Below are 261 nucleotides of genomic sequence, written 5' to 3' on the forward strand. Positions count from 1 at the left end.
ACTGGGGTGAAGTCGTAACAAGGTAGCCGTAGGGGAACCTGCGGCTGGATCACCTCCTTAATCGACGACATCAGCCTGCTGATGAGCTCCCACACGAATTGCTTGATTCATATGTGAAGACGACCAAGGCCTTGTAGAGGTCTTGTGCTGTTCCTGATCAGAACTTAGAAGTGAACATTCAGTTTGAATGTTGATTTCTGACTTTTGTCAGATCGTTCTTTAAAAATTCGGATATGTGATAGAAATAGACTGAACACCAGT

Annotated in this window: 1 rRNA gene; it reads left to right on the forward strand. The window is 44.4% G+C overall.

The features are described from left to right. Window positions 1-60, forward strand: a 16S ribosomal RNA gene (locus QQL85_RS26490); the annotation flags it as partial. Window positions 61-261: the final 201 nt, after the last annotated feature.

This window comes from Pseudomonas putida (assembly GCF_030159595.1).
In the GTDB taxonomy this organism is placed as follows: domain Bacteria; phylum Pseudomonadota; class Gammaproteobacteria; order Pseudomonadales; family Pseudomonadaceae; genus Aquipseudomonas; species Aquipseudomonas putida_AC.